Source organism: Streptococcus mitis SK575, from assembly GCF_000257865.1.
GTDB classification, from domain to species: domain Bacteria; phylum Bacillota; class Bacilli; order Lactobacillales; family Streptococcaceae; genus Streptococcus; species Streptococcus mitis_CQ.
In genome coordinates, this window is record NZ_AICU01000022.1 from 50,442 (window position 1) to 57,108 (window position 6,667).

Annotated in this window: 11 protein-coding genes; 3 read left to right on the plus strand and 8 right to left on the minus strand. The window is 42.7% G+C overall.

Annotated elements, in window-relative coordinates:
- Positions 1-19: 19 nt before the first annotated feature.
- On the minus strand, positions 20-784 hold the full coding sequence (locus HMPREF1048_RS04660) for a (S)-acetoin forming diacetyl reductase (protein ID WP_000048149.1): 765 nt from the start codon (positions 782-784) through the stop codon (positions 20-22).
- Between the two features lie 291 nt (positions 785-1,075).
- Here HMPREF1048_RS04660 and HMPREF1048_RS04665 point away from each other — a divergent pair, with 291 nt between their 5' ends.
- A complete protein-coding gene (locus HMPREF1048_RS04665) occupies positions 1,076-1,708 on the plus strand; it encodes an MIP/aquaporin family protein (RefSeq protein ID WP_000959998.1) in 633 nt (210 codons plus the stop codon).
- 57 nt (positions 1,709-1,765) lie between these two features.
- Here HMPREF1048_RS04665 and queF read toward each other — a convergent pair whose 3' ends face one another.
- From queF to HMPREF1048_RS04700, 7 genes are all read right to left on the minus strand, one after another.
- Positions 1,766-2,257 carry a preQ(1) synthase gene (gene queF, locus HMPREF1048_RS04670; RefSeq protein WP_000082588.1) on the minus strand — a complete coding sequence of 164 codons (492 nt, stop codon included), beginning with the start codon at positions 2,255-2,257 and terminating at the stop codon, positions 1,766-1,768.
- Positions 2,258-2,274: 17 nt separating this feature from the next.
- Complete coding sequence (gene queE / locus HMPREF1048_RS04675) at positions 2,275-2,991, minus strand: 7-carboxy-7-deazaguanine synthase QueE (RefSeq protein WP_000196460.1); 717 nt, start codon at positions 2,989-2,991, stop codon at positions 2,275-2,277.
- A complete protein-coding gene (gene queD / locus HMPREF1048_RS04680; RefSeq protein WP_000464573.1) occupies positions 2,984-3,427 on the minus strand; it encodes a 6-carboxytetrahydropterin synthase QueD in 444 nt (147 codons plus the stop codon). The genes queE and queD overlap by 8 nt, the downstream gene beginning before the upstream one ends.
- Positions 3,427-4,080, minus strand: a complete 654-nt coding sequence (gene queC, locus HMPREF1048_RS04685) for a 7-cyano-7-deazaguanine synthase QueC (protein ID WP_000828770.1) — start codon at positions 4,078-4,080, stop codon at positions 3,427-3,429. The genes queD and queC overlap by 1 nt, the downstream gene beginning before the upstream one ends.
- Positions 4,081-4,281: 201 nt before the next feature.
- Positions 4,282-4,596 (minus strand): thioredoxin, encoded by a 315-nt coding sequence (gene trxA, locus HMPREF1048_RS04690; RefSeq protein ID WP_001029581.1) that lies wholly within the window; start codon positions 4,594-4,596, stop codon positions 4,282-4,284.
- A 15-nt stretch (positions 4,597-4,611) separates the two neighbouring features.
- The gene (locus HMPREF1048_RS04695) at positions 4,612-4,833 is read right to left on the minus strand and encodes a DUF4649 family protein (RefSeq protein WP_000570250.1); all 222 of its coding nucleotides are present in this window, start codon (positions 4,831-4,833) and stop codon (positions 4,612-4,614) included.
- A gap of 99 nt (positions 4,834-4,932) precedes the next feature.
- A complete protein-coding gene (locus HMPREF1048_RS04700; RefSeq protein WP_000221628.1) occupies positions 4,933-5,313 on the minus strand; it encodes a MarR family winged helix-turn-helix transcriptional regulator in 381 nt (126 codons plus the stop codon).
- A 282-nt stretch (positions 5,314-5,595) separates the two neighbouring features.
- Between HMPREF1048_RS04700 and HMPREF1048_RS04705 the strand changes: the two genes are divergently transcribed.
- Both HMPREF1048_RS04705 and HMPREF1048_RS04710 read left to right on the plus strand, forming a co-directional pair.
- A complete protein-coding gene (locus HMPREF1048_RS04705; protein ID WP_000781323.1) occupies positions 5,596-5,970 on the plus strand; it encodes a CidA/LrgA family protein in 375 nt (124 codons plus the stop codon).
- Complete coding sequence (locus tag HMPREF1048_RS04710; protein WP_001288943.1) at positions 5,967-6,662, plus strand: LrgB family protein; 696 nt, start codon at positions 5,967-5,969, stop codon at positions 6,660-6,662. Before HMPREF1048_RS04705 ends, HMPREF1048_RS04710 begins: the two co-directional genes overlap by 4 nt.
- Positions 6,663-6,667: the final 5 nt, after the last annotated feature.

Consider the following 6,667-nt stretch of genomic DNA (forward strand, 5'->3'; position numbering starts at 1 on the left):
CAACCTCTTTTCCTGTATTTTAATGGAATTGCATACCACCATCAACGATAATGGTTTGTCCTGTAATGTAGTTTGAATCTGGTCCTGCAAGGAAGCTGACGGCAGCAGCCACATCTTCTGGTTCAGATAGACGTTTTAGAGTAATATCTTTTGCAAATGTCTGCATACCCCACTCGTCATCTTTTCCTGCATTTTTACCAACTTCATGAGCGATGTCGTACATCATTGGTGTTTTCACAATACCTGGTGCGTAGGCGTTAACAGTGATGCCTGAGTCTGCTAGATCACGTGCTAATGTTTGCGTAATTCCTCGAACAGCAAATTTTGTTCCACCATAAACAGTTAGATTTGGGTTACCGACTACACCAGCTTGAGAGGTTGCGTTGATAATTTTACCTCCGTGGCCAAGTGCTTTAAATTGCGCTTGTGCAGCTTGTGAACCCCAAATGACACCACCAACGTTGATACCGAAAGTGCGTGTAAATTGTTCCTCAGTAATTGTATCAAGAGGAGTAGTTGGAGCAACACCAGCGTTATTTACGACAACATTTAAATCACCAAAATGGTCAACAACCTTTTGAAATGCTTGTGCAATTTCGGTCTGTTTCGAAACATCGGCCACGACAGCAAAGGCATTTTCAGCTGATAATTCGGCAACAGCTTTTTCAGCTGTTTCAGGATTGTAGTCTAAGACTCCTACCTTAAAGCCATCTTGAACCAATCGTTTTGCGATTGCAAAACCGATTCCTTGACCTGCACCTGTGACAATAGCAACTTTAGACATATGATTCCTCCTTGGTATTCACGATACCATTCAAACGTTCATAAAAGAACAGCAAAGGTTTACAAATAAGCTTCGATAATGGGTTTTGTAAACCCTATCAAAACTACGCTATTAGTATACACCTTTGAAAAAAATGTTTCAAATAAACACTACCGTTTTTATAGAATTTTATCCCGAAAATTTCCAAACAATTTTCTTGAAACCCTTTCCTACTTTTGATAGACTGGTATTTAGTTTTTAAAAAAGGAGAAAGAAAATGAAAAATTTGTCGCTGAGTTAATCGGTACTTTCATGCTTGTGTTCGTCGGAACAGGAGCTGTTGTTTTTGGAAATGGTCTTGATGGCCTAGGTCACCTTGGAATCGCCTTTGCCTTTGGTTTAGCCATCGTGGTTGCAGCCTACTCAATCGGAACTATTTCAGGTGCTCACTTGAACCCAGCGGTTTCGATTGCTATGTTTATTAACAAACGTTTGTCATCTTCAGAGCTTGTAAACTACATCCTTGGACAAGTAGTTGGAGCTTTCCTTGCGACAGCTGCAGTATTCTTCCTCTTGGCGAACTCAGGTATGTCAACTGCTAGTCTTGGTGAAAATGCCTTGGCAAACGGTGTCACTGTCTTTGGTGGTTTCTTGTTTGAAGTCATCGCAACTTTCTTGTTTGTCTTGGTTATCATGACTGTGACATCAGCAAGCAAGGGCAATGGCGCGATTGCTGGTTTGGTAATCGGTTTGTCATTGATGGCGATGATTCTTGTTGGATTGAACATCACTGGACTTTCAGTAAACCCAGCTCGTAGCTTGGCACCAGCTGTCTTGGTAGGTGGCGTAGCCCTTCAACAAGTATGGATTTTCATCCTTGCACCAATTGTTGGTGGAGTTCTTGCAGCCCTCGTTGCAAAAAACTTCCTTGGAACAGAAGAATAATTGAAACTCAAAAAGCCTTGCTCCTCATCTCGAGGAACAGGGCTTTTTCGTATGAGTTTAACGGTTGTCAACTTTTTCTGGATAAAGGTCGTGTTGGAAGAGGCGTTGTTCTGCCAAGCCTTCATACTTAGTTCCTGGCTTACCGTAGTTGTAGTAGGGATCAATTGAGATGCCACCGCGCGGAGTGAATTTTCCCCAAACCTCCAAATAGCGAGGGTCTAGCAAGTTGACCAAGTCTTTCCCGATGGTGTTGATACAGTTTTCGTGGAAATCCCCATGATTTCGGTAGCTAAAGAGGTAGAGTTTGAGGGATTTTGACTCGACACAGAGCTTGTCAGGAATATAGGAAATATAAATCGTCGCAAAGTCTGGCTGAGCAGTGATTGGGCAAAGTGAGGTAAATTCAGGACAGTTAAATTTGATAAAATAGTCATTTTCTACATGACGATTGTCAAAGGATTCCAGGACTTCTGGTTGATATTCGAAAATGTAGTTGGTTTCTTTGTTGCCGAGGAGGCTTAGGTTTTTCATTTCTTCTTGTTGTGACATGATTTTTTCTTTCTAATTTAAACACCACGTTGGTTATCGTAGAGGAGGGTATGGAGTTGAGGAAGGACGCGGACATTGCCCCAGCTATCGTCGGCAGCGATGCGTTCCCAGAGTTCTTTGAGACGGTCCAGTTGATCTTGGATAATATTGCCTGTGGCCTTGGGCTCAGGATTTCCAGCCGATAAGAAGAGGACATCTGGTTGGTAGCGTTCTTGAATTTCTTTGGCAAAAGCCAAATCTGCATCATCAAAGACAGGGATTTTAAAGGTGACCTTGTCTGGATCCAGTTGGGAAACGATAAAGTCCAAGGTCTCAAAGTTGACTTCCATCTTGGATGAAGGAGGTTTTGGACTCAGAGTAACCTGGTCGATGTCTTTCAACCAATTTTGCCAGCGGGAGCCTTGGGTCTCAACAGCTAGAGTAACACCACGTTCCTTGAGTTTGGTGACCAGCTCAGCCATGTTGGCTGCTAGGATAGCAGGATTTCCCCCAGATAGGGTTACATAGTCGTAGCTCCCTAATTTATCCAAGGCAGCAATGACCTCGTCAGCAGTCATACGAGTTGGCTTTTCAGAGCCATCCCATGTAAAGGCAGAATCGCACCAGTCGCAGTGGTAGTCGCAACCTGCAGTGCGGACAAACATGGTTTTCTGCCCGATTGCACGGCCTTCGCCTTGAAAGGTTGGACCAAAAATTTCCAAAACTGGTAGTTTGAGGACACGTTCCCTAGTCATCTAACCACTCCCGTCTAAACTCTGCAAAGGCAGTCGGAGTTTCATAGAGGCGAACATATTCCAAACGGAGACCGCGCTCGTCTGGCAACTCTTGGTTCATGGTTTGGAAAATCCAGTAAACCATATTTTCAGCAGTCGTGTTCATATAGGGAAGAGTTTCATTGAGATAGCGATGATCCAAGTGGGGCTCTAAGTAGTTCTTGTAGATCGCTTTGATGTCTCCGAAATCGTAGGTCATGCCCCGTTCATCTAAAAATCCACTGACAGCAATCTGCAAATGATAGGTGTGGCCGTGCAGGGATTTGCATTTTCCCTCATAGTGAAAGAGATGGTGGGCAGCATCGAAGGTAAACTCTTTTGATACCAAGGTTCTGTGAGGATTGTAGACCAGAGACTCCCCAGTTTCCTGTTTGATTTCTTTGGGTGCAAAAAACATTAGTCCTCTCCTTTCTGTGAGAGATAAACATCTAAACCATGTTGACGTAGGTGGCAGGCTGGGCAATCTCCACAGCCACTTCCGATAATCCCGTTGTAGCAGGTCAAGGTCTTTTCACGAACGTAGTCAAAGGCACCGAGTTGGTCGGCTAATTTCCAAGTTTCAGCCTTGTCTAGCCACATGAGAGGTGTTTGGATAACAAAGTCGTAATCCATGGCAAGGTTGAGGGTAACATTAAGGGATTTGACAAAGACATCTCGACAATCGGGGTATCCTGAGAAGTCTGTCTCGCAGACACCTGTCACGATATCTTTAATACCTCGTTGCTTAGCAAGGACTGCCGCAAAGGATAGAAAGAGGTGGTTGCGACCGTCAACAAAGGTATTGGGAACCTCCCCCTCTTTTTGCTCAATCTCTAGATCAGAAGTCAAGGCATTTTCAGTGATTTGTCCCAGCAGAGACATATCTAGGATATGATGACGAATACCCTGTTCCTTAGCAATTTCTCTAGCGACTTGAATTTCGAGGTGATGGCGTTGGCCGTAGGCAAAGGTGACTGCTTCAACGGTTTCATAGTGTTCTTTAGCCCAAAAGAGGCAGGTTGTAGAATCTTGACCGCCACTAAAGACGACCAAGGCTGATTGACGTTTCATAGTACTCCTTCCAAAATGGGGAATGTTCAGAGCACGCAAAAAGCTCCCTTGAAGGAGCTAAAAAATACCAAGTAGAGGTTTTTTTTAGCGATGGCATGTCCCAAACATCGTAATATTCTATCTACAGTCTAGCATATTTTTTGAAAAATGGCAAAGAGCAAGAAAAAAGAGACCAAAGAAAGTACTTGGTCTCTCGTTTGATTAGCTCAATTCAGCAACGATGGCCTTGATTTGTTCTGCTGTGTGAACACCAGCAACTTGTTTCACAACTTGGCCGTCTTTTTTGAAGAGAAGAGTTGGGATAGACATGATTCCAAAAGCACGAGCTGTGTTTGGATTTTCATCCACGTCCATTTTAACGATTTTCAAGACATCTTCTGAAAGTTCTTCAGACAATTTATCCAAGATTGGACCTTGCATACGACATGGACCACACCAAGTTGCCCAAAAGTCTACCAAGACCAAACCGTCTTTTGTTTCTTGTTCAAATGTTGCATCTGTAATTGCTTTTGCCATTGTATTTCTCCTTTTTTAGTTATATTGGCTTAAATCTTGTTTCTTGAGATAGAAGAAGATATCTCCATAAGTCCCATGGTAGTCCAAATCATGACCGTTGTAGGTTAATTTTTGGACAGGGTAGTAGTCTGCGACGCCGATAAGGCAAGCTTGTTGCGAACGATCAAAGTCGTCATAAGATTCGAAAGTCACAGTTCTTTCGTTCTTGCTGGCATCTAGATAGGTAATTTCAATCATTTTTAAAACTCCTTTGTTTAATGATGATTTTATTTTACTCCTTGTAAAAGAGAATGTCAAGAAAAATGATTGCGCACGCAACTTTTTTTCGAAATCATCTTAAATCAAGAAATCCAAACTAGTTTCCAAGCTTGCTTCGACAGCCTTTTGTAGAGTGGCCAGTGTCTTTTGCCCATCACTTGTCAGGCAGATAAAACTAGAGCGTCTATCTTGATCACAACACATGCGACTAAGTAGACCACAATTTTTGGCTTCCAAGCGAGCCACCATCCGAGAAACAGCGCTCGGGCTCAGATGAAGTTTATCTGGCAGGTCAATCTGGCGTAGAGATTTTTCTTGAGCCAAGTCCAGATAGTAGAGCAGGTAGAATTCTTTCAAGGTCAGACTTTGCTCGCTCTGCTGGGCAATAGTCTCTTCCAAGAGACTTTCAATTTCTTTCTGACGACGATTGAAGTCAAACCATTTTTCCAAATAGGTCATAGTATCTCCTTTCTTTTTAGAGTTGTAAATAGAAGATTGTCCATTAACGGACAGTCTCCACATTACAAGATGATTGCGCATGCAATAATTATACTACTTTTAAATCAAGCTGGCAAGAAGGACGCTGGCATCTCTTATCCTAAATCATGCCAGTTTTCACAAGTCAAGAATTGTTTGTATCCCCTTTCTTCTCTAATTTTCAATGACTCTTGTGCATTTCCTTGAAATTTTCTGAAAAAAGAGTAAACTGGTATGCAAGAAGTCTATTTCGTGGAGTATAGGATGAAATTATATGTTCAATTAATGATTCTCTTTGTGATTTCTCTAATCGGAGAGGGAATCTCTAGTTTCTTTCATTTGCCCATCCCAGGCAGTATTATCGGTTTGATTATTCTTTTTCTAGCCCTACAATTCAAGTGGCTGAGAACTAGGCATGTCAACATGGTGGGGAATTTCTTGCTGGCCAATATGACCATTCTCTTTTTACCGCCAGCAGTGGGAATCATGGAGAAGTTTGATGTGATTGCTCCCTATCTTTTGCCAATTGTTTTGATTGTCTTTTTTGCAGCTGTTATCAATATTATCCTCATAGCCTTGGCAGTTCAGTTTATCAAACGACGGTTTGAAGGAGATTATGAGAAAGGAGATGCCAAATGAGTGAATTTGTTTCCAATCCCCTGTTTGGGCTTGCCCTATCAATCCTAGCTTATCTAGTGGGAATGCTGATTTACAGACGTTTTCCCCATCCTTTGACAACGCCCTTGCTTTTGTCAGCTATTTTCATTATCATCTTTCTAAAGGTGACGGGTATTTCTTACCAAGATTACTACCAAGGTGGGGTTTATCTGAACAACTTGATTGTCCCATCGACCGTGGCTCTAGGGATTCCGCTTTATAAGAGTTTTCACTTGATGAAGCACCATGCTCGGAGTATTCTCTTTGGTAGTCTGCTAGCAGTAGTTGTCAATACCTCTTTCACAGCCCTTGTGGCCAAAATCTTTGGCATGGATTTTTTCCTAGCCATTTCTCTCTTTCCCAAGTCAGTAACAACCGCCATGGCAGTGGGAATCACAGAAAAATTGCAAGGTCTGACGACCGTGACCTTGGTGGTTGTAGTGGCAACTGGGATTTTAACCAGTGTCATCGGACCAACCCTTTTGAAGTGGTTGAAAATTGACGACCCAGTAGCTGTTGGTCTTTCCCTTGGAGGAACAGGCCATGCAGTCGGAACAGGGACAGCCTTTCGATATGGCTCTGTAGCAGGAGCCATGGGTGGTTTGGCTATCGGTGTTACCGGTATTCTCTATGTCTTTGTCAGCCCTATCGTAGCCAGTTTGATATTGAGTTAAAAGAG

Excerpts from the sequence above, each read along its gene's own strand:
- queE (WP_000196460.1), bottom strand. The coding sequence starts at position 2,991 with ATGACTAGGGAACGTGTCCTCAAACTACCAGTTTTGGAAATTTTTGGT.
- HMPREF1048_RS04665 (WP_000959998.1), top strand. The coding sequence starts at position 1,076 with ATGCTTGTGTTCGTCGGAACAGGAGCTGTTGTTTTTGGAAATGGTCTT.
- HMPREF1048_RS04710 (WP_001288943.1), top strand. The coding sequence starts at position 5,967 with ATGAGTGAATTTGTTTCCAATCCCCTGTTTGGGCTTGCCCTATCAATC.
- HMPREF1048_RS04705 (WP_000781323.1), top strand. The coding sequence starts at position 5,596 with ATGAAATTATATGTTCAATTAATGATTCTCTTTGTGATTTCTCTAATC.
- queF (WP_000082588.1), bottom strand. The coding sequence starts at position 2,257 with ATGTCACAACAAGAAGAAATGAAAAACCTAAGCCTCCTCGGCAACAAA.
- queC (WP_000828770.1), bottom strand. The coding sequence starts at position 4,080 with ATGAAACGTCAATCAGCCTTGGTCGTCTTTAGTGGCGGTCAAGATTCT.
- trxA (WP_001029581.1), bottom strand. The coding sequence starts at position 4,596 with ATGGCAAAAGCAATTACAGATGCAACATTTGAACAAGAAACAAAAGAC.
- HMPREF1048_RS04695 (WP_000570250.1), bottom strand. The coding sequence starts at position 4,833 with ATGATTGAAATTACCTATCTAGATGCCAGCAAGAACGAAAGAACTGTG.
- HMPREF1048_RS04660 (WP_000048149.1), bottom strand. The coding sequence starts at position 784 with ATGTCTAAAGTTGCTATTGTCACAGGTGCAGGTCAAGGAATCGGTTTT.
- queD (WP_000464573.1), bottom strand. The coding sequence starts at position 3,427 with ATGTTTTTTGCACCCAAAGAAATCAAACAGGAAACTGGGGAGTCTCTG.
- HMPREF1048_RS04700 (WP_000221628.1), bottom strand. The coding sequence starts at position 5,313 with ATGACCTATTTGGAAAAATGGTTTGACTTCAATCGTCGTCAGAAAGAA.